Below are 20861 nucleotides of genomic sequence, written 5' to 3' on the forward strand. Positions count from 1 at the left end.
GAGGTCCCCATTCTTTAATTGTTATTGTCTGTGGTTTTTGCATAACTAAGAATGTAACCGATTTTTATTAATCTCAATTTTTGATACTATTTTACTTATTATGAAAATTATTATTGCGCGTCATTCGGAAAAATTAGATGCCCCTAGCCTTTCTGAAATAGGCAAATTACGCGCCCAAGCGCTTGCAGCGCAATATCTAGGTCAGAATGCCAAACAATCATTATTCATTGGAAAAGAACGGCCTGCTGCATTAATGGTAATGACCTTACATACAATTGAAACAATGGCGCCAATTGCTGCTAGTTGGAATATGCCGATGTTAGCTTATTGGGCAGAAGCAGGCATAGATCGAGCGCATATGGCAGTACAGAATGTGCGCAATCAGGCAGTAGCAGAGGACTTACTATTTAGCGCTCAGTATGAAGATAAGACGGTACTGATGATTTGGGAGCATTTTCATATTGCCAGCGCCGCCCTAGAAGCTGAGTTTGCTGGCGAAAAAGTCACTTTGCGGCAATTACTTAATTTAGATCAAATGGTGGGGGTACCTACTACTTGGCCAGATGATGTTTATGATTATTTTTGGATTATTGAGTACCAAACCGGCAATCCAGTGCCCCAATCATTTTTGATGAAGCGCCAAATATTTACCGCTCCCTTCGCAGGATTACCTGCAGCTGATTGGCCAAATTAGTTAATCGCTTAAAATGGCCAATTCAATTGCAGTAATCACTTATCGGCCCCCATGTTATTTAATGAACTTGCTTTATCTGCTCCCATTTTGCGCGCGGTACAAGAAGAAGGCTATACAACGCCTACCCCAATTCAAATTCAATCAATTCCAGCTGTTTTAAAAGGCGGCGATTTGCTGGCGGCAGCTCAAACAGGCACAGGAAAAACTGCGGGCTTTACCTTACCTATTTTGCAAAGACTGATAGATTCAAAGCTACCTCAAGCAAGCGTGCGGCGTCAAATCCGAGTTTTAATTTTGACTCCAACGCGTGAGCTTGCGGCGCAAGTACAGCAATCTGTTTTAACTTATGGCAAATACACTGGACTGAAATCAGCGGTTATTTTTGGTGGTGTCGGTGCTAATCCACAAATTAATGCAATCAAGAATGGCCTCGATATTTTAGTGGCTACGCCTGGTCGCTTAATCGATTTAATGGGACAAGGTCATATCTCACTAAAGGCAATAGAAATTTTTGTTTTAGATGAAGCGGATCGCATGTTAGACATGGGATTTTTACCCGATATTAAACGCATTTTGGCAACCTTACCAAAAGCACGTCAGAACCTATTATTTTCTGCTACATTTTCAACCGAAATTAAAGCGCTAGCCAATACCTTACTAAAGTCGCCAGCCTTAATTGAAGTTGCCCGCAGTAATAGTACCCACGAAGCGATTACGCAAAAAATTTATCCAGTCGATAAAAATAAAAAACAGGCGCTATTAGCCCACCTCATTAAAGCGAATGATTGGCAGCAGGTGCTAGTCTTTACGCGGACAAAACATGGTGCTAACAAGCTCGTCACGCAGCTTGAGAAAGATGGCATTACTTGCATGGCTATTCATGGAAATAAAAGTCAATCCGCCCGCACTAAAGCTTTGGCTGATTTTAAGTCTGGAAAAATTACTGCTTTAGTAGCAACCGATATAGCAGCAAGGGGTATTGATATTGATCAACTGCCCCATGTAGTTAATTACGATTTACCCAATGTTCCTGAAGATTATGTCCATCGAGTAGGGAGAACGGGCCGCGCTGGCTCGAATGGGGTGGCGATTTCATTAGTTTGTATCGATGAATTGGGGCTGCTAAAAGATATCGAGAAATTAACAAAACAAACTATTCCGCAAGAAATTATTACAGGCTTTGAAGTTGATCCCAGTATTGGTGTGCAGCCCATAAAGGCTACGCGCCAAGCGAGACCTCAAGCCAAAGCGAAGCCTAAAAATTCATCTAACTCGCAGATCACCCAATCAAAAGGACGGCAAAAAAGGCCGACATCGAGATAAGAATTTTGATTTAAATCAAAATCAACCCACTCTTATTCTGCTACAAAGAATGGGATGGACCAATTAATAACAGCTTCTCATCAAGTAGTTGGCTTAGCTAGTGCGAGAACTAGTTTATTAGAGCCTGCGCTATTAAAAAAATTTGATATTAATGGTCCGCGCTACACCTCATATCCTAGCGCCGATCGTTTCCATAAAGATTTTACTGAGGTTGATTATCGTTTAGCATTAAAGCGAATTTCATTAAACGAGCAGACTTTTTCGCTCTATATGCATTTACCATTTTGTCCTAATATTTGCTATTACTGTGCTTGTAACAAAATTATTACGAAGGATCATGGGCGTAGCGCTAAGTACATTAAATATCTAGCCAAAGAAATGGCTGCTGTTTGTGAGGCGATGGAGCTGGCTCCCGAGCAAAAATTACCTATTAGTCAACTGCATTGGGGCGGTGGCACACCGACCTTTTTGTCTCACTCTGAAATGCGGGAATTAATGACCTCGATTAAAAACCATTTTGAATTTCAGCAAAACGGGGAATACTCAATTGAAATTGATCCGCGTCGAGTAACTGAAGCCGATATTAAATTGCTTGCTGAGTTAGGCTTTAACCGCATTAGTCTGGGAGTGCAAGATTTCAATCCCGAGGTTCAGCAGGCAATTCATCGGCTTCAAACCCTAGAAGAGACTCAGTCGGTGCTGAATTGGTCGCGTAAATATGGCTTTACTTCGCGTAGTGTTGATTTGATTTATGGCCTGCCAAAGCAAACGCCTGCCAGTTTTGTAGCAACAGTGCAAGCCGTAATCGCGCTGAATCCAGAGCGCATATCAGTTTATAGTTATGCCCATTTACCGCATATTTTTAAGCCGCAACGCCGTATTGTCGCAGGTGATTTACCGAATGCGGTAGATAAACTGCAAATTTTGTCGAGTACCATTGACCAGTTAATGCAAGCAGGTTATATCTTTATTGGCATGGATCATTTCGCCAAACCGAATGATGAGCTAGCAATCGCGCAAAAAGAAGGTCGTTTACATCGCAATTTCCAGGGCTACTCTACACAAGCCGAGTGCAATATGTTGGCATTTGGAGTAACAGCTATAGGTAAAGTTGACGATTGCTATGTTCAGAGCGTAAGAACTTTAGATGAGTATTACGCTTTGCTTGATCAACATCGCCTGCCTACATTGCGGGGCATGCGTTTATCCGAAGATGATATAGTGCGACGCGATTTAATTGGGCAACTCATGTGCCACTTTAAGATCGATGCTAGTCAATTTTCGCAAAAACATGCAATTGATTTCGACGCGTATTTTGTCAATGAAGAGTCCGACCTAAATTATCTCGAAGATTCTGGTTTAATTGAATGGCATGGCGACTCTTTAATGGTGCCCATGAGCGGGCGCTTATTGGTACGGCGGGTGGCAATGGCTTTCGATCGACATTTGCGTGAATCCCTGACCATGGGGTCCTATTCAAAAGTAGTCTGAAATTACCAGGCTGCCGCTATCCGAATTTGCTGAGGTAGATTATGACGTTTCACTGGAATGAAATACATGCCAACGAAGGTCATAAAGCCCGCTAACCCATATCCACCTCGCTGGAAATATGCGTAGATCCCTCCCTTTTCCCGTGCCGCATAATATTTTTCAGCAATGCGAAATAGTCGATTCATCCCTTGGCGAAATGCAGGACTATCAATATCCAAAGAGATCGGAAATACTTGTTTCGAAATTTCACTAGTAATTTTAAATACTGCGTAATCGTACTGAGTAGGATCAAGCCCCATTGCATGTTTTAGTGCAGGGCGCGTGTGATCGCGGACATACATCGTGGCATATACCGCCAATAAAAAGAAGCGAATGAATAATAAATTAGTACCTTGCAATAATTTTGGATCAGCACGCATGATGAGGGCAAATGATTCGCCATGACGGAATTCATCATTGCACCAGCGTTCAAACCAGCGAAAAATAGGGTGAAAGCGTTTATCTGGATTTTTTTCTAGTTGCCTAAAGATCGTAATGTAACGCGCATACCCAATTTTTTCAGATAGATATGTTGCATACAATATATATTTCGGCTTAAAGTAGGTATAAGCTTTATTTTTCTTTAATTCGCTTAGATTTACACCTAAATCAAAATCTTTAAGTGACGAATTGATAAAGCTTGCATGACGTGATTCATCGCGCACTAAATACGCCATTAATTGTTTAATATCGGGGTTATCAACATGATTGCGAATCTCGTTATACAGCACGCAGCCAGAAAATTCTGAGGTTAGGGACGTTACCAGAAAATCAAGAAATTCACGCCTTAATTCGGGATTAAGTTGGGGAACTAATCGAGCAACTTCGGCGACAAACTGCTCATCGCGCTGAAAATGATCTTGATTATTGTCACCTTCATATTCTTTCATCATCATGTCCCACTCTGCTCGAACGGGTTCGATATTCAGCCTATCCATATACGCATAGTCGGTCTTATAAAAACGAGGGCTAATTAAGTTATTCACCTCCGCCCTTCGGGCGGCGTCAGCTGCCGATTCAATTTCTTTTACAGTTTGCATGTCTTCCTAGCTACTAAGGACGAGGTTTTAATGTAGCTAATACGCTATTGAAGGCGTTTGATGTAGGTCAAAAAGATAGGGCTTGTTTTACTAGGGTTACTACTAGCTTCCCATTTGTTTTATATTGGCAGAATATTGCATAAATAGCTTATTTTTCAAATAAACAAGGGATTAGAAATGCAAAAGTCTTTACTGATTAATGCTGATAAATGCACGGGTTGCCTCCAGTGTGAAATGGCCTGTAGTTATGAACATTATGGGATCTTTAATCCTTCTAAATCCCGCATTCGGGTCTTTGATTTTCACAACACTGGGGTAAAGGTACCCTATACCTGTACTCAATGCGATGAGGCATGGTGTTTAAAGGCTTGCCCGGTAGATGCCATTTCCATTGATCTAGTAACGGGCGCAAAAGTAGTCTCTGAGGACACCTGTGTGGGCTGCAAAGTTTGCACAATTGCTTGTCCTTTTGGCACGATTAATTATGTGCAGGATACTGGTAAGGTACAAAAGTGTGACTTGTGTTCTGGTGACCCAGCTTGCGCTACAGCGTGTCCAACCGAAGCTATTACTTATGTAGATGCCGATTGGACAGGGCTCGATCGCATGCGCGCATGGGCCGATAAGCTTGGCAATCAAGCTAGTACTAACTAATTATTGAATAGGAAAATACTATGTCTTGGGCTGGGAAACTACTACGCGTTAATTTAACTAAAGGCACTTGCAAGTCTGAGCCTTTGAATATGGAGTGGGCTAAAACCTATTTAGGTTCACGGGGCTTAGCCACAAAATATTTTGTCGATGAAGTTGATCCGAAGGTCGATCCTTTATCAGCTGAAAATAAAATTATTTGGGCAACTGGGCCGTTAACAGGCACCATGGCCTCTACTGGTGGGCGTTTTACGGTGGTTACCAAGGGTCCTTTAACTGGTGCAATTGCTTGTTCTAATTCAGGCGGGTATTTAGGTGCTGAATTAAAAATGGCTGGTTGGGACATGGTTATTTTTGAAGGCAAGTCGCCTAAGCCTGTCTACTTATATATCGAAGATGATCGCGCTGAATTAGTAGACGCAGGTGATTTGTGGGGCAAGACGGTTTGGGAAACCGAGCCAGCGATCAAAATTAAACATCAAGATCCCCAAATTCGGGTTTCCTGCATTGGGCGTGCTGGTGAAAATCAAGTATATTTTGCCGCTATCGTCAATGACTTGCATCGCGCTGCAGGCCGCTCTGGCGTTGGCGCTGTGATGGGTAGCAAGAATTTGAAAGCGCTGGCAGTGCGTGGTACCAAAGGGGTTGGCAATATTAAAAACCCCAAAGCCTTTATGGCGGCAGTAAATGCTGGTAAAGCGGTTTTAGCCGGGCACGCTGTAACCGGCCAAGGTTTACCGACTTATGGCACCCAAGTATTAATGAATGTAATTAATGAGGTGGGAGCCCTACCAACTCGTAATCATCAAGATGTGCAATTTGAAGGCGCAAAAGATATTTCAGCTGAAGCGATGGCAGTTGAACGTGACTCAGATGGAAAATCACATTTGGTAACAACTCAAGCTTGCTTTGCGTGCACGATTGCCTGTGGTCGTATTTCGCAAATAGATGAATCTCATTTCACGATTGAAAATAAACCGCAATATAAGAATACCTCGGGCGGCCTTGAATATGAGGCTGCTTGGGCTTTGGGCGCAGCTAATGGTGTCAATGATCTTGAGGCTTTGCAGTATGCCAATATGATTTGTAATGAAGACGGTTTTGACCCGATTACTTTTGGTGCTACAGTTGGCGCAGTGATGGAAATGTATGAAATGGGGGTCTTGACCAAAGAGCAACTCGGTATTGAAGCGCCTTTTGGTTCGGTCAAAGCACTTTGCCACTTTGCTGAAATTACTGCGCAAGGAATTGGCTTTGGTAAAGAAATTGCCTTAGGTTCTGCTCGGCTGACAGCGAAATATGGCCAACCCGATTTATCGATGAGCGTCAAAGGGCAAGAGTTTCCCGCTTACGATGGGCGGGTGATTCAGGGTATTGGCTTGGCCTATGCCACTTCGAATCGGGGCGCATGTCATTTACGTGGTTACACTATCGCCTCTGAAGTTTTAGGCATTCCTGTTAAAACAGAGCCTGCTGATACGGATGGTAAGCCTGAGTTGGTAAAAGCCTTTCAAGATGCTACTGCTGCCTTTGATTCTGCTGGACTCTGTATTTTTACTAGCTTTGCTTGGACACTAGCCGATGTTGCGCCCCAACTTCAAGCAGCCTGTGGAGATGAATTTACAGTTGAAAATTTAACTTTAATTGGCGAGCGGATTTGGAATATGGAGCGTGATTTTAATAATCGTGCTGGCTTTACTAGTAAAGACGATAAGCTACCCAAGCGTTTAATGTCTGAAGCTGCAAAAACTGGACCTGGTAAGGGTTCAGTCAGCGGCTTGGGCAAGATGTTACCGCAGTATTACAAGATTCGTGGCTGGGATAGCGATGGGCAAATTAATGCCGATACTCGCAAGCGTTTAGGTCTTTAAGTAGCCCCATGAAGCATGTCATTATTGGCAATGGGCCAGCTGGCGTAATTGCAGCAGAGACGATTCGCAAGCGTTGTCCTGCGGACGAGATTATCCTAATTGGTGATGAGCTCTCGCCACCATATTCTCGCATGGCAATTCCTTATTTATTGGTTGGCAATATTGACGAATCGGGAACGTATTTGCGGAAAACTGCCAATCACTTTGAACGGCTCAAAATACAGCAAGTACAGGGCAGAGTGCTTTCACTCGACGCCAAAAGTAAATCACTGCAAGTTGAAGAAGGTAATAAAAAACCACAAAAAATCAATTTTGATAAGTTGCTGATTGCCACTGGCTCAGTGCCTGTGCTACCGCCTGTACCTGGTATTGACCTTCCAGGGGTTCACCATTGTTGGACACTAGAGGATGCACGGGCGATTCATGCCTTAGCCAAGCCTGGGGCACGAGTATTACAAATGGGCGCAGGTTTTATTGGTTGCATCATTCTAGAGGCATTGGCCAGTAGAGAAGTTGAACTAACCGTAGTTGAAATGGGAAACCGGATGGTGCCGCGCATGATGACGGAAATGGCGGGCGCTCTCATCAAAAAATGGGTGCAAGCTAAAGGTATCACCGTATTTACCGATACTAAGGTTGAGGCTATTACCCAAGGCAAAGCAGGTTTAGCTGTAAAACTTTCAAATGGACAGACACTTGAAGTTGATTTAGTGATCTCAGCAGCAGGCGTACGCCCGAACATTGCCTTTTTGAAAGACTCGGGACTAGACATCAAAACTGGAATTGTAGTAAATGAGCAAATGCAAAGTTCGATTGCCGATATTTATGCAGCGGGTGATGTAACTGAAAGTGTTGATTTTCTCACTGGTGAGCGCATGATTAATGCCATTCAACCTAATGCTGCTGAGCAAGCCGGAGTTGCTGCGATCAATATGACTGGAGGGATGGTGCAAAGTATTGGCACCTTGCAAGTGAATGTATTAGATACCCTCGGTTTAATTGCTTCTTCATTTGGCTTATGGTCAGGCGCTAAAGGCGGTGATCACGTAGAGCTTTGTGATCCCCAGCGTTTTAAATACCTGCGGTTAGAATTTTTAGGTGATGTTTTGATTGGCGCAACTAGCTTAGGGTTTACCGAGCATGTCGGAGTCTTGCGGGGCCTAATTCAAACGAAGCTTGCCTTAGGCGCCTGGAAAGAGACTTTACTAGAAGACCCCACCCAGCTAGTAGAGGCATATTTAGCTAAAGGACAAGCACAATCTGCTTGAATGAATTAAGCTTTACGTATGCAAGTTACCCTCAAGCTTTTTGCCAGCCTCAATCGCTATTTGCCCGCCAATAAAATCAATACAATTGAGGCGATTATTCAAGTGCCTGATGGATCTACAGTCAGTGAAGTGATGGACTTGCATCACATTCCTCATCCTCAAGCCCACTTAGTAATGATTAATGGTAAATATATTCCACCCCAAGAGCGACTCGGTTCAGTCTTGCAAGAAAATGATGCTTTAGCTATTTGCCCACCCGTTGCTGGCGGTTAATTTTCAGTGTGACTGTAATTCAAGTGCAAAGAGTGATGGGTTGTTCTGCCGATGATTTAATTCGCTGGCTACCAGATGCTTTGGGTGAGTTGCTACAATCAACTGCAGTAGCAATCGATAATAAAACGCATTATGAAGTTCCCGGCCCCAGATTATTGATTGCCGCCCACACAAAACCTTCCCAACAAATTGCCTTACTGAAAATTCCTGTGTTGGTGGTAAATTTTTCATTTGCAATGAACGCTTTTAATGCAGAGCAAGTAGCGCAGGTAATGGCTAAATTTGATTTATATACCCGTAGGGGTGGGGGTTAAGGCTAAAAGAATAGTTAATTTGTATATGCGTAATAAGGCCCTATACCAGCGTTGCTCGTACGCCCAGTAATGCCAATATAGACGCTGCGGCCAAAGAAAAAAGGCAGGCCCCAGTCAAATAAATTATTACCAATTTGCCCGGTAATATTGTTGTAAGCATAGTTGCCACTAGCGACTAAAGTTTTCGCATTAGCAGCAGAAAAACTGACATTACCCTGAATATTATTTTTTAAGGTGAGGGCGGCCAAATACGATTGAGTGGTGGCAGGGCAGTAAAAACCTGCTAACGAATACGAGGAGCAATTCACCAAAACAGAACTTAAGTTGCCAGATGGAAAATAAAGACCATTTGAGCCACTATCGATAAAACTACTAGTAAACGTAGTGTTATTAAAAATAGTAGTAAATAGGCCGCTACTATTAGTGGGGATGACATAAGACCCACTCGAGGAATTATTGGCTTGGGTATCGATTCCAAAAGTGAGTGATCCGGTAATGAGGCTTGCGCCATTGGCACTAACTGTAGGAAGTTTAATAATGATTCCATTATTGTCGACCGGAAAGGCAGAAACCGGATTCTGAACTTGTAAATTAGGGCTGAGACTTAGGCTGATTCGACAATTATTTAAAGTGGTTGGCACACAATTAAAGTAGCTTTGGGTATCGCTAATGAATAAACCAACCCCTAAAATACCATTAGTTTTAAGGGTGTTTGAAATTTGGGTGGCTTGTGAACCGCCACACGAACTTGGAATGGTGCTGTAACTAGGGTCTGCCAAAATTTGAATCGGAATTGAGCTAGCTACCTCTGCACTCATTTTGACATCGGCCAGCTTTACGGGCCCCCACGCATCACCACTGATGAAAGAGGCACACTCCAGAATAGGGGCATTATTGACAACTACTTGGGTGAGCTGTAAAGAGGTGATGGTAGAAGCCAAAACTCGTAAGCCGGTTGAGCCAGTATCGAGCAGAATGTTATCAACGGTCTTGCAAATACTTGTACCAGGCTGGCAGATAGTCACACTAACATAAGGCGTATTAATATTTTTTGCTTGCCCAGCACCAACATTAACGCTAATTGAATTAGCCGCTAAGTTAATACTGGGCAGAGAATCTTGATTACTACTAGAGGATGAGCTACTAGTACTACTGCCACCACAGGCAACTAAAACGACTGCAAATACCATTATTGCCATGCCACGCATGAATTGCCATCTCAATAGGAAAGCCATAGCCATTAAATGCATGGCCTATTGAATATTTGCAGATGTCATACCCGCTGGAAATTGCTTAGGTAAATAGGCACGCCCTACATACCCTCCCATCACGCCGCCCGATTCAATCACGATGTTGTCATCTTGAAAAAAAATCGCTCGCGGGTTATTTTGCAATGCAGTGAGGTAGTTTGAATAATAAGACCCTAATACCACTTGAAAATTAGGTAGGTTGGGGCCTTTCCAGGTCACTGCAAAAACATTGCCATTGTTAGTTAAATATTCTTTAATGACTAAGCCGGGGTTAATATTTTGCGAATAAATAGTGTAGCCAGCTTGCGGTGAAGAGGTCAGAGTTGACCCAAAAGTTTTTTGTTCTAGATTAATGCTAGCAAGATTACCGCCTAATTCTGCTTGGGATACCATCGGTAAAACTAAAAGAAAAATACTAAAAATAGTAACTAAAGCAGTTCGTATGATTTTCATAGGATTACTTCAAAATGAGATAAAAACTAATCTTAGCCTAAGGATGAGATCTTAGGCTAAGATTTTATGCTGAATTTACAACTTATTTCAAATATGGTAATAGATTGGTTAGTTTGGGGTCATCTACGCCATTACTCGGCTCAATAGTAAATTTATAGCCTCCCCACCATGGGCCTGCAGCCCACCAAGTCCAGCCAGCCCAGACATCCGCGTTAGCTTCCATATAAGCGAGCATATTAGCAATGCCTTGATTACAGGTAGCATTATTGCCGCCAGCAAATTCCCCTAAAAAGCCTTTCTTGCCGTTGGCGCGTAGCCAATTGGTAAAAGTAACTAAGCGCTCAGCCCCAATGGTGGAGCTAACACAAATATCTGAATTTCCCGAGCTATTGGAATCTAGATATTGATGGGCTTCAAACATCAAGTTATTGGCAGAGTCTTTGATCGATAGCATGGCAACGGCATTTGCGGTGCCATACCAATTTTGCGCCCAACTGTGGGCACCAGTCCAGCCATTGCCAGGAACCAGAATCACATTATTAGCCCCAACATTACGAATTGCGACAATTGCAGCATTGGCGGCTGCCACCCAAGTTTCAGTGGACATCTCGCTAGGCTCATTCATGAGACCAAATAAGACAGCTGGATTATTTTTATACACTGTTGCTAAACGACCCCAAAAATCAGCAAAGTTAGCATTTGTAATCGAGCTGGCGCCAATAATATTGTTTTTATAGCGCGCATAGTTATGCGGATCTAAAACAACTGTATGGCCTGCTGCAATTGCTTGGTTAACAAAAGTCTGCATCCGATTTAGTTCAGTTGGGTCAAGGGCTGCATTTAAAGTGGGCTGTAAACGCTCCCACCGGAATGGCAAGCGAATGACATTCATGCCTTTACTTTTAAAGTAAGTCGCTTCAGCATTGGTTGGATAGGTGTAATCCACACCATAGGTGCCAGGTAAATTACTTTCACCAAAATCAGCGCCAGCTAAATTAACACCGCGGTATTTAATTGCGCCGGTAGAGCCCGTTGAGTTGGTGGTGCAGGAAACAGTAACGGTAGTAATATTAGCAGTTACCTTACCTGCACCGTTTGAAACGGTACACGTTTGCCCGCTAGGTTGTGTGCCAACTGTCACTGCATAGTTAGCGTTATTGGCTACTAGCGTACTAAACTTAAATGCGCCATTTGAGCTAAGACTCAGTGAATTAGCACCATTATTATTCAGCGCCACTGTTAAGCCTGTATTCAAGCCGCTTAGCGTACCACCAACACTATAAGAACCGATAACTACGGGTGTACTAGCAACCGTGAAGAGGGCAGCTTCATTCACCGTATTATTGTCAGTAACGTTAATTGCGGGAGCACTAAAGCTGACATTAGCAGGTAAAGCGCTACTAGCAACAGTAAGGGTATAAGAGCCCGTAGCTAGTCGAGTGAAATTATTGTTCGTAATAACCGTGCCGGCATTATTATTATCGATGGTCGCAACCGTCGATGCATAACTATTAGGCCCGCTCAGCATCACCGGAATATTGCAGGTTGTACCACTAACACAAACCGCCTTTAACGCAGTGGCATCAATACTAAAAGCAATTGAACCACCGGTTGGCGTCACCGGAGTACTACCACCATTAACCGTATAGCTGATTGCGCCTGGCGTCGTACCATTGGGGTTATAGCCATAAAATACGGTGGCTGAAGTATTGGGTTGAATCGACCCAGTCGTATTTAAGGTTAAGGTGACCGTATCTTTACTACCGGCCACACTATTGGTAATAAACGTCCCTGTAGATTGGGCCCAATAGATTGGCGGCGGAAAATATAAGCCATTAATCGAGTCCAGCTGAAACTTAGAGCCTACCAAAGCAGTGCTACTGCTAGCAATTTTAATTTGCAAACCACTAGCACTTTGTACGGTAGCGCAAGTATTGGTGACATTAAATGAGCCGCTGGTCCACCATTGACCCAGATTAGTGCTTGGAGCTGTAATGCTGAAACAACTATTAGTTGCTGCCGCAGAAACTGCTGAAACTGAGGTAGGCGTTGCTGAATTACCTGTTGATGCCGAACCCATGTCGCCTCCGCCACAAGCAACCAAGAATAGCGAGGCTGCTAAAGACATCAAAAGACCGATCGTTTTTTTCATGATTTTATCCTTAGAAAATTGATGCTAGCCTCGAATTTACCTACAATTTTGTGCGTTTCAACGCTTTTCTAGTTCACTTTCCATTTTTTTTTGATGGCCTGAGACCCAATATATATATGGCTCTCATCCTTTCTTTGCACTAATCTGCAGCATGTTCATCTTCAAATATGCGTAATTTTGGTTATGATGGCTCAATATGAAAGAAATTCAGGAATTTGAGTATAAAAAATCACTGCAGTTACGTGCTGAAAAAACCTTTATCGACATTACTCAAGCCGCTGATGACTTGATGCAAAAAGACAGTGATGGGATGCCTACTGCAAGAGAATTGGCCTCTAAGTCGGGTTACTCTATTGGCACCTTTTACCGTTATTTTGGCGCACTCAACTCACTATTTGCATTTATTTTTATTGATCGCCATTTGCGTAAGGTCGCCCTTCATGCGGAAGAAATCATCCAGCAATTTACCCCGTATGAAGAGATTGGCCCAGTTATAGGCACTATTGTTGATCTACTTTTTGCGCGCCTGAACAAAAAAAACATACGGGTAAAAAATATAAGCTCTTGATGAGACTTTTATTAAAAGTATCTAAAAAACCTGAAGAATTAAATAAAGTGATGGATTCTGTCATTCCCGCGCTTCTGCAGTTGGCGCAAGATAATGTAACCAATACGTTCAGAATAATGAATGAAAATGAATGCCGCTTAGCCCTTAGGGCATTTCAGGCTGTTATTCGGAGTCCATTTTTAGAGAATGATCCGATTGCAGGTTCAGCAGAGCATAAAAAATATGTCTGTGAATTTGGAGTTGGTTTATTTGGTAAGGCCAAAGGACAGGCTTAGCTAAACACTTTAAATTTCAGTTGCAGAGAAATTCCACCATGCACTCGATCACCGATAGTAGGAATAATAAAAACATTAGCCCCAACCCAATCCCCTTCCCAAGTGAGCGCGGGAATTGCAGCTGGAAACCATCCGCCATTATTCGTTGATGAATAACCACTAAAGCCACCAATAACAGCGCCAACTTTAATTGGCCCAATCGCTAGGGGTTGGTAGTAGATGCCAGCGTAATTAGAATAAGCATTATTACTATTATAAAAACGGCCGGCTGTGATTGAAGATACCGTAGAGAAGCGATACTCAGCCCCTGCGCCCCAGTTAGCGCCATTGAGGTTTTGATCAGTTTGAAAGTGGTAAGTGACCATACCTGGGTTAAGCCACAATTCGTTTTTTGCACTTGGCTCAAGTAGTCCAATAAAAGTATCGGCTTGCGCATAGACTGAGTTACAGGCTAATAGGCCTAACATGCTTAATATAAAAGATATAGCGAAGCGTAAACAGATCATTAAGCGGGCTAGCTATTTTGGTAATTCTGTTTTTGGTGAGACATTAGGAATTGCACGAGCCTTGGGTACTGCTGCTGTACCACTATTAGATCCGTTACTAGAATTATTCGCTTGTTTATCTTTATTTGATTTATTCAGACTAAAGTTGAGCCGCTTGCCTTGATAGAGCAAAGTTGCAGTTTCTGTGGTGATAGTTTGCAACATCAGTCCTTTGCCTAAACTTTCACCAACTGCAATAGCGCCAGTCGGTTTGCCATCAATTTCAAAGAGGGCAAAGCCTTGCAGTAAACCATCTTTATTTTTATCAGTGACAACAACACCGCGTAAGATGATATTGTCGGTTGCGATAGGTTTGCTACCAAACAGTGCATAACTCTCAGCACTACCTTGATTACTATAAAGTACAGCCCCTTTAGCATTTTTGCTTAGAGCCTCTGGTGGGCTGGGAATTTGTGATAAATGCATCAGCCAATAAGTCACTGAAGCAATAGTAATTAACATGCCCAGATAAGTAAGGCTATGAATAACTGGGCTTGGTTTAAGATAATTTTTAGCAAACAGCTTTAACTGTAAAATAATGCTAGATTTATTTAAATCAGAATTAAAACCATTTTTAGTCAGAGATTGTTTGCTTGCGGTCAGTAGTTGCTGGGCGAAGTGATTAAAAGACGCCCAACGCTCTGCCCAAGACAAGGGTAAGCGCCCTGTGCCAGAGCTATCAGTAGCGCTAGCAGAGCGCTTTTTTAGACGCTCTTGAAGACGATGCAGAAATTCGCTCAAATTAGAATTAATCCTTATAATATTCATTCAGTTTAATTGATTGAGAGCCCCTTTTGAAATACCTACTTAAACTACCTACAGCACTGGTCAGCCCCAATCTAAACAAGGCGCGTATTGATTGCAAAAAGCGCGAGGCCGGCTTTACTTTAATTGAAATTATGGTTGTTATAGCCATTATTGGTATTTTGGCTACTTTAATAGTGCCCCGCATTATGGGGCGTCCTGATGAGGCGCGCGTGACCGCTGCTAAACATGATATTGGCACCTTATCCCAAGCACTAAAACTATATCGCTTAGATATTGGCCGCTATCCCACTACCGAGCAAGGCCTCAAGGCACTCGTTACTCGCCCTAGTGCTGAGCCAGTGCCACAAAATTGGAAAACGGGTGGCTATTTAGATTTATTACCAAATGATCCTTGGGGCCATCCTTATCAGTACAGTAACCCTGGGACTAAAGGTGAAGTTGATATCTTGAGTTATGGGGCAGACAACAAGCCGGGCGGAACCGGAACCGATGCGGATATTGGGAATTGGTAAAAAAAGTAGGGGCTTAATTAAGTGTTCTTCTGCTGAAAGTGGATTTACTTTAATCGAGCTGTTGCTAGCCCTCACAATTGTGGCGGTGATGTTAGGAATTGCAGTGCTGACAATTCCGAATCATGATGAACGTTATTGGCGCGATAACCTCGATCAATTAGTGGCCTCACTGAATGCAGCTCAGGATGAAAGCCTGATGAGTGGGTCTTCCATGTTGGCGCAAATTGATGAAACCGGTTGGCGTTTTAGCCGACCACTAAATGTAAATCCAATGGCTGAAGCGAATACTCCTGCCACATTTATTCCGGATGCCTATAAGGCGAAGGTTTGGGCTAAACCAGTGATCGTCAGTCCAATCCAACTAACTTTAGGCGCTGAGTCTGTGACCACAGCCATGCGTATTCCAATTCAACAAGATAGGCGTTTTGCGACCTTAGTGCGCGCCAGTAACGGGCGTTTTAGTTGGGAGTCGCCATGAACCAGCAAAGTTCACCTAAGCAAAATGGATTTATATTAGTTGAGGTATTGGTAGGCTTAATTATTTTAAGCGTCGCCTTAATTGCAGCCTTACGAGCAGTGGCATACAGTGCCGATACGCAGCTGGCAATTTCACAACGGACCATGGCCCTATGGAGTGCTGATGATGCACTAAACGAAATTCGTATGAAAAAAATTTGGCCTGATTTGGGCACCAGCTCATTTAGTTGCCCACAAGTATCAATAATCTTGGTTTGTCAGCGCAAAGTATTGGCCACCCCCAATCCAGCCTTTCGACGAGTTGAAATTACGGTTTACCTAGCCAGCCAGGCAAGTGCTACCGAGTCTAATGGCCCACGCTTAGCTTGGTTAGTTACGGTGGTGGCCAACCCAACTGGCGGTGTCTTGTGAAACTGCGCGTTAATGATGCAGGTTTTACGCTAGTAGAAGTATTGGTAGCGCTAATCATTATGGCCGTCGTTGGCTTAATGGCATGGCGCGGCATGGATGCCATGATTCGCGGACGCGAGACGATTGATCGTCGATCTACTCAAGATGCTGGCTATGTGCAATTGGTTCGGCAGTTTGAGCGAGATTGCCAAGAAATGTTAAGCAATTCAGAATTGGGTGTTAAGCCATATGCCGCAGGTACAAAAAATGTTTGGTGGGTACGCCGCTATCGACTCGATAATATTGATGCCTGGATGATCGTGGGTTTTGGCATGACTCCAGCGGGTTTGCAACGTTGGACTAGTAGGCCTCTGAAAGGCAGAGCAGATGCGTTGACGGTATGGCAAGCTATTTTGAGTGATCCCGATCTACTTTCAACCGAAATGAAAGTAAGTCTTGAGATACCAGAAGTAGTTAGTCAGCAAGCCCAAGTCTTAACTAGTAACCCAAGTGCCACCCAAGCGGGACAAGGAAATCAAGCAGCACCAACTACTCCAACGACACCAACTACACCTGGTGGGTCGGGTACGCCAACCAGTGCTAATCCACCAGGCACCCAAACTACATCAACTGACCCAGCAGAAAAAAACGAATTATTAAATGGTATTGCTATGCGCTGGGGCCTTAAAACTATGCCCTTTCCTATTACTAGATCTTGTTTAGCGGGAACTAGTTTATAAGATGAAAAATGTAAAGCCGACAAATGATGTACTTGCTCGATCTGGCGTCAGCGCGCAAACCGGCTCGGCGACAATTACTGCGCTCATTGTGGTTGGCGTTTCAGTGGTGTTGATGGCTAGCTTAATGTGGCGCCAGCAATTGCAGGTGCGTACTTTAGAAAATTTACGCGATCGCACGCAAGTACTTTGGTTGCAGCACGGCATTCTTGATTTTGCTAGGTTGGTTCTAGCTCAAGATGGCCGCACCAGTCAATATGATCACTTGGGAGAATCTTGGGCCTTACCGTTAGCTGATAGTAAAGTTGCTGATTTTTTGAAAAATGCTGATATTCCAGACGAATTACAAAGCGTCACTGTACAGGGTAGGCTAACTGATGCACAAGGATTATTTAATTTAACTAATTTATGGAACAATCAATTTCAAGGCATTAATGCAGGCGGAGTATCCGCCTATGGTCGCCTATTAGCTGCCTTAGGACTAGATGCGAATTTAGCACAGCAAACTGCCCAAGCCGTGCTCCAAACTCAAATCCCTCTGGTTGATTTAGATGGGTTAGCCAGCATCCCTGGTTATACCCCCGCCTTAATTGAGAAATTACGTCCTCATGTAGCAGTCCTGCCTATTAATACTGCTATTAATGTCAATACAGCAAGTGCTGAGGTGCTAATGGCTGCATTTGCAGGCTTATCTCGCAGTGCAGCAAATAATTTAGTGCAATACCGAACGGCGGCACCTATGAAGGCGCTTGATGAAATCACCACCTTATTGACTAAAGCTGGTGCGGGTGCAGGGGTGGCAGTTGACGGCTCTTTGGTCAATGTAAAGTCACAGTTTTGGCTGGCGCAATCCGAAATTCACCTAGGAAGCGGTATATTTGTGAACTCGGCATTAATACAGCGTTCCCCAGTGCCATTACCAAGCGGTATTTTTACCCAAGTAATTTGGAATAAATCAGTCAGGATGTTGCCAGAATGAGTTTATTAGTAATTCATTGCCCCCTCAAACCTTTTGCTGGTTCATCCAGTAAAAGTGAGGAGAGCGCGCGCGCCGACCAATTTGCCTGGTGTCTTTGCGAAAATCCTGCTGAAGACCCGACCGCGGGACGGCAGGGTATTGGTAGTGCAGAATCAATGCCTTACGCAGATGAGGTTTTAGTATTAATTCCAACTTTAGATGTACGGCTGATTGAAACTAAAGTTCCTCTAGTGAAGGCAAAAAAATTACAACAGGTTTTACCGAGCCTAGTTGAGGAATATTTATTGGCTGGTGCTGATAGTGTTTTAGTGCATGCATTACCGCCATTTCTCGGACAAATGGGTTCGCAAAGAACCTTAGCAATTATTGATCGGGTTTGGTTTTATTGGCTTAATCAACAACTGAGTGCTTTGCTCGCACCGCGGATACGTTTTATTCCCGACTGTTTACTTTTATCTTACGCTAAGGCAGAAGAGCCATTAACTGCAGATCAATATCCTGAAATTGCTATTCCTAGCCTTGCTTTTAAAACTGCTGAAAATGAAATTATTTATACTTGGCGTAAGAGTGAGCAATTAGGCCTAGCATGGGTTGAGCAGAATCCCAGCGAGCAATTACCTAGTATGGTGGAGAACTGCAAACCAGTTGAGTGGTCATGGAATTGGCTGATGATAAGTGCCGTAGCATTTAGTCGGCGCACAGATATAGCAGCCGCTAGCCTTAATTTATTATTGGCAGCGCCAAACGCGAAAAAAACTCCGTTGAAATTAAATGCGCGTTGGCAATCGGCGCAAGCTAAAGGCATCAACGGACTAGCTAATGTATATCAATCCTGGGTTGATAAAAATTTATGGGTAGCACCTTCACGCTGGGCAATTTATGCAATTTCCAGTATTTTTATTGGCTTTAGTTTGCATGCAGCTTGGCTTGCAGTTGATGATTGGCGCTGGGTCAGAAATCTTGAAATAACTGCAGCCCAATTTATTTCACCAACTTCTATTGCGTTACTAGCGCAAAATAAAACAAATGATTCAGTGACAGGCGCCTTTATTAAACAGTTGACGCAAGAAGAGCGAAGAAAAGGGCAAACTACAGATGCTGATTTTGTACCGATGGCTGCAAAAGTACAGCAATTAAAAGCCGCCTTAGGCAAAGAGACATTACAAAAAATTACTTATGATGGCTACCGCATAGATTTTGAATTCAAACCAAGCGCGATTCCTCTTAGTGCAAGCGAGATCATTAAAAAAGCAGAATTACTAGGGATGATGGTGATCGACTTAGGCAACAATCGTTATCGCTTAGAGCCTTATGCGGGATTGGGAAGTAATACTAAGGAGGCCAGCTTATGACCCCTTTTTCATTAAAAGAGCTAGTAAAAAAATGTCGCGCTGCTTTAAATCAAGTGATGGGCTCAAGCCAAATGACGCTCAACGCACTACAACAAAAAAAACCCTCACAAGCTAGTGCTGCATGGGGGTTTGCTAGCGCCTTGAACTTTGCTCACGCTAAGCGTAAGTTATTACTAAACTTAGCTGTTCTTGGCGCGCTGTGGGCTTTAATGCAATTTTGGGCGACTCCTTATGTGCACCGCTTAGAGGGGCAAATTTCATTGCGCCCTATGCAGTGGGCTCAATTAGAGAATTTAATCAAATTGTCTAAAAGCAAGCCTATGCAACTTAATACCGTAGTCTTAGTGGATGAGGCAGAGCTACAAAAAATTCGTAATATCTTAGTCGCACGAGGCTTAAAGCCTAGTGTTCTTAGACTCGGCGTGGAAAACCCTCCCCGCATTGAATTGCAAGCAAGTGATGTGATGTTTGCTGTGGTCGTTGATGTCTTAGAAGAATTACGTATGACTTGGCGCTTGTATCCAGAGCGCATTGAGTTGGTGGCCACTCCAGCTACGGCAGTAGTTAACTTAAGCGCTAGTCTGGTACAAACGAGTGCCTCTAGTTATTCCAGCAATGTCTCGTTGCTTGCAGGCGCTTTATCAAAATGAAAATACTGCTAGATTCTACACGTGGACATTTACCAAAGTTACTTTGGGTTGCCTTATTATTGACTGTATTAGTCGTCATTGTTAGGCAACTTCCCGCTAGCTGGTTTACTAGCTTTATTAGTAGCCAAACAGCATGTCGGGTTACATTGCATCAACCAATTGGCACAATCTGGCAAGGCAGTGCAGCGCTTGGCTTTTCGGAGTCGAATGTAGCAGGGGGAGGCTGCCGCGAGGCCAGCGCTTTAACCGAACGTTTTCATTGGACTGCGCAGTGTAATGCAGTTAATGGAGAGTGTGGCTTGTCGATAAGTTTTTCAGCGCTCGATCAACCGCTGCAAATACTGTTGAAATTAGGGCAAGTAGCGGTTGCCAGTGGCGAAATTAGCCTGCCAGCCACTATATTGGAAGGGGTTGGCAACCCCTGGAGTACGCTGCGACCCCGTGGGCAGTTATCTGCCCGCTGGACTGAGCTTAAAATAGGCAAAGAAACTGCGGGAACAATACGCCTTATGATGAGCAGCCTAAGCAGTCCAATTAGCCCAGTAAAACCCTTGGGTAGCTATGAAATACAGGTTAATTTGGCACAAGCTGGTACAGTGTTTAACCTCAGCACTACGGTGGGGCCTTTGTTGTTGAGTGGCAAAGGTAATATGGGTACTGGCACTAGCGCAGGCTTACATTTTTTAGGCGCAGCTACCGCCTCAGCTGAGGCTGAAGAATCGTTGATTGGGTTATTGTCTTTATTAGGCAAAAAAGACGGTGAAATTTACCGCATGCAATATTGAATAG

At 43.5% G+C, this 20861-nt stretch carries 24 protein-coding genes; 18 read left to right on the top strand and 6 right to left on the bottom strand.

The genetic code is table 11. The annotated features are described in order from the left end of the window. The first annotated feature begins 100 nt into the window (after positions 1–100). The 3 genes from LZG75_RS04180 to hemN are packed head-to-tail and all read left to right on the top strand — an operon-like array spanning position 101 to position 3508. Complete coding sequence (locus LZG75_RS04180) at positions 101–694, top strand: hypothetical protein (protein ID WP_233935542.1); 594 nt, start codon at positions 101–103, stop codon at positions 692–694. A 51-nt stretch (positions 695–745) separates the two neighbouring features. Next, a complete protein-coding gene (locus tag LZG75_RS04185) occupies positions 746–2017 on the top strand; it encodes a DEAD/DEAH box helicase (RefSeq protein ID WP_233935544.1) in 1272 nt (423 codons plus the stop codon). 54 nt (positions 2018–2071) lie between these two features. Continuing rightward, the gene (gene hemN, locus LZG75_RS04190; RefSeq protein WP_233935547.1) at positions 2072–3508 is read left to right on the top strand and encodes an oxygen-independent coproporphyrinogen III oxidase; all 1437 of its coding nucleotides are present in this window, start codon (positions 2072–2074) and stop codon (positions 3506–3508) included. 2 nt (positions 3509–3510) lie between these two features. Here hemN and acsF read toward each other — a convergent pair whose 3' ends face one another. Beyond that, positions 3511–4587, bottom strand: a complete 1077-nt coding sequence (gene acsF, locus LZG75_RS04195; protein WP_233925270.1) for a magnesium-protoporphyrin IX monomethyl ester (oxidative) cyclase — start codon at positions 4585–4587, stop codon at positions 3511–3513. Between the two features lie 177 nt (positions 4588–4764). On the opposite strand from acsF, the gene LZG75_RS04200 reads away from it, so the two are divergent. From LZG75_RS04200 to LZG75_RS04220, 5 genes are read left to right on the top strand one after another with little or no spacing between them, the layout of a single operon-like run. Continuing rightward, entirely contained in the window at positions 4765–5241 is a 477-nt protein-coding gene (locus tag LZG75_RS04200; protein WP_233925269.1) for a 4Fe-4S dicluster domain-containing protein, read from the top strand. A gap of 20 nt (positions 5242–5261) precedes the next feature. Then, a complete protein-coding gene (locus LZG75_RS04205; protein ID WP_233925268.1) occupies positions 5262–7109 on the top strand; it encodes an aldehyde ferredoxin oxidoreductase family protein in 1848 nt (615 codons plus the stop codon). Positions 7110–7117: 8 nt separating this feature from the next. Next, complete coding sequence (locus tag LZG75_RS04210; protein ID WP_233935549.1) at positions 7118–8377, top strand: NAD(P)/FAD-dependent oxidoreductase; 1260 nt, start codon at positions 7118–7120, stop codon at positions 8375–8377. Between the two features lie 18 nt (positions 8378–8395). After that, positions 8396–8650, top strand: coding sequence for a MoaD/ThiS family protein (locus tag LZG75_RS04215; RefSeq protein WP_233925266.1), 255 nt, complete (start codon positions 8396–8398; stop codon positions 8648–8650). An 8-nt stretch (positions 8651–8658) separates the two neighbouring features. Continuing rightward, positions 8659–8964 carry a hypothetical protein gene (locus LZG75_RS04220; RefSeq protein WP_233925265.1) on the top strand — a complete coding sequence of 102 codons (306 nt, stop codon included), beginning with the start codon at positions 8659–8661 and terminating at the stop codon, positions 8962–8964. 14 nt (positions 8965–8978) lie between these two features. On the opposite strand, the gene LZG75_RS04225 is transcribed toward LZG75_RS04220, so the two are convergent. From LZG75_RS04225 to LZG75_RS04235, 3 genes are all read right to left on the bottom strand, one after another. Beyond that, entirely contained in the window at positions 8979–10187 is a 1209-nt protein-coding gene (locus tag LZG75_RS04225; RefSeq protein WP_233935551.1) for a DUF3443 family protein, read from the bottom strand. 30 nt (positions 10188–10217) lie between these two features. Then, the gene (locus LZG75_RS04230; protein ID WP_233925261.1) at positions 10218–10667 is read right to left on the bottom strand and encodes a DUF2844 domain-containing protein; all 450 of its coding nucleotides are present in this window, start codon (positions 10665–10667) and stop codon (positions 10218–10220) included. 82 nt (positions 10668–10749) lie between these two features. Continuing rightward, positions 10750–12819: a glycoside hydrolase family 5 protein gene (locus LZG75_RS04235; RefSeq protein WP_233935553.1), complete on the bottom strand. Its 2070-nt coding sequence runs from the start codon at positions 12817–12819 to the stop codon at positions 10750–10752. Between the two features lie 196 nt (positions 12820–13015). Between LZG75_RS04235 and LZG75_RS04240 the strand changes: the two genes are divergently transcribed. Continuing rightward, positions 13016–13387 carry a TetR/AcrR family transcriptional regulator gene (locus LZG75_RS04240; protein WP_233935555.1) on the top strand — a complete coding sequence of 124 codons (372 nt, stop codon included), beginning with the start codon at positions 13016–13018 and terminating at the stop codon, positions 13385–13387. Next, positions 13387–13662 (top strand): hypothetical protein, encoded by a 276-nt coding sequence (locus tag LZG75_RS04245; protein WP_233935557.1) that lies wholly within the window; start codon positions 13387–13389, stop codon positions 13660–13662. Before LZG75_RS04240 ends, LZG75_RS04245 begins: the two co-directional genes overlap by 1 nt. Here the strand turns inward: LZG75_RS04245 and LZG75_RS04250 are convergent. Together LZG75_RS04250 and LZG75_RS04255 are read right to left on the bottom strand one after the other, a co-directional pair. Further along, positions 13659–14129, bottom strand: a complete 471-nt coding sequence (locus LZG75_RS04250; RefSeq protein WP_233925257.1) for a hypothetical protein — start codon at positions 14127–14129, stop codon at positions 13659–13661. The genes LZG75_RS04245 and LZG75_RS04250 overlap by 4 nt on opposite strands. Positions 14130–14180: 51 nt before the next feature. Further along, positions 14181–14948, bottom strand: coding sequence for a hypothetical protein (locus LZG75_RS04255; RefSeq protein WP_233925256.1), 768 nt, complete (start codon positions 14946–14948; stop codon positions 14181–14183). A gap of 83 nt (positions 14949–15031) precedes the next feature. On the opposite strand from LZG75_RS04255, the gene gspG reads away from it, so the two are divergent. From gspG to gspN, 8 genes are read left to right on the top strand one after another with little or no spacing between them, the layout of a single operon-like run. Further along, entirely contained in the window at positions 15032–15487 is a 456-nt protein-coding gene (gspG, locus tag LZG75_RS04260) for a type II secretion system major pseudopilin GspG (RefSeq protein ID WP_255696520.1), read from the top strand. Beyond that, a complete protein-coding gene (locus LZG75_RS04265) occupies positions 15465–15965 on the top strand; it encodes a prepilin-type N-terminal cleavage/methylation domain-containing protein (RefSeq protein ID WP_233935561.1) in 501 nt (166 codons plus the stop codon). Before gspG ends, LZG75_RS04265 begins: the two co-directional genes overlap by 23 nt. Next, on the top strand, positions 15962–16375 hold the full coding sequence (gene gspI / locus LZG75_RS04270; protein WP_233925254.1) for a type II secretion system minor pseudopilin GspI: 414 nt from the start codon (positions 15962–15964) through the stop codon (positions 16373–16375). The genes LZG75_RS04265 and gspI overlap by 4 nt, the downstream gene beginning before the upstream one ends. After that, on the top strand, positions 16372–17094 hold the full coding sequence (locus tag LZG75_RS04275) for a prepilin-type N-terminal cleavage/methylation domain-containing protein (RefSeq protein ID WP_233925253.1): 723 nt from the start codon (positions 16372–16374) through the stop codon (positions 17092–17094). The genes gspI and LZG75_RS04275 overlap by 4 nt, the downstream gene beginning before the upstream one ends. 1 nt (position 17095) lies before the next feature. Next, on the top strand, positions 17096–18070 hold the full coding sequence (gspK, locus tag LZG75_RS04280; protein WP_233925252.1) for a type II secretion system minor pseudopilin GspK: 975 nt from the start codon (positions 17096–17098) through the stop codon (positions 18068–18070). Then, a complete protein-coding gene (gene gspL / locus LZG75_RS04285; protein ID WP_233935563.1) occupies positions 18067–19422 on the top strand; it encodes a type II secretion system protein GspL in 1356 nt (451 codons plus the stop codon). The genes gspK and gspL overlap by 4 nt, the downstream gene beginning before the upstream one ends. Further along, positions 19419–20072, top strand: a complete 654-nt coding sequence (locus tag LZG75_RS04290) for a hypothetical protein (protein ID WP_233935566.1) — start codon at positions 19419–19421, stop codon at positions 20070–20072. Before gspL ends, LZG75_RS04290 begins: the two co-directional genes overlap by 4 nt. Next, positions 20069–20857, top strand: coding sequence for a type II secretion system protein N (gspN, locus tag LZG75_RS04295; RefSeq protein WP_233935575.1), 789 nt, complete (start codon positions 20069–20071; stop codon positions 20855–20857). Before LZG75_RS04290 ends, gspN begins: the two co-directional genes overlap by 4 nt. Positions 20858–20861: the final 4 nt, after the last annotated feature.

Source organism: Polynucleobacter sp. IMCC30063 (assembly GCF_021395235.1).
Lineage (GTDB): Bacteria > Pseudomonadota > Gammaproteobacteria > Burkholderiales > Burkholderiaceae > Polynucleobacter.